The organism is Microbacterium sp. GbtcB4 (assembly GCF_019091465.1).
GTDB lineage: Bacteria > Actinomycetota > Actinomycetes > Actinomycetales > Microbacteriaceae > Microbacterium > Microbacterium paraoxydans.
Genome location: NZ_JAGXJJ010000280.1, coordinates 1 through 254 on the forward strand (window position 1 = coordinate 1; position 254 = coordinate 254).

1 pseudogene is annotated in these 254 nt (G+C 62.2%); it reads right to left on the minus strand.

What is annotated here, in order from left to right:
* Positions 1-254, minus strand: a pseudogene (locus KVS71_RS17910) (TerC family protein); the annotation flags it as partial.

Genomic DNA, 254 nt, shown 5'->3' on the forward strand with positions numbered 1-254 from the left:
TGGGTGCTGAAGGCCTGGGGGTACGCGAGGAAGAGCAGCAGCGCGCCGAAGACGTAGAAGATCCAGGAGAAGTGCTCGATGAGGGTCGCACCGACGGCGATGAAGACGCCGCGGAGGATCAGGGCGATTACGATGCCGATCATCAGCACCTTCTGCTGATAGATCTTCGGCCCCGCGAAGCCCGTCATCAGGATGGGGAACACGAAGAGGTTGTCGTTCGACAGCGCCTTCTCGGTGGGGGAGCCGGGGAGGTA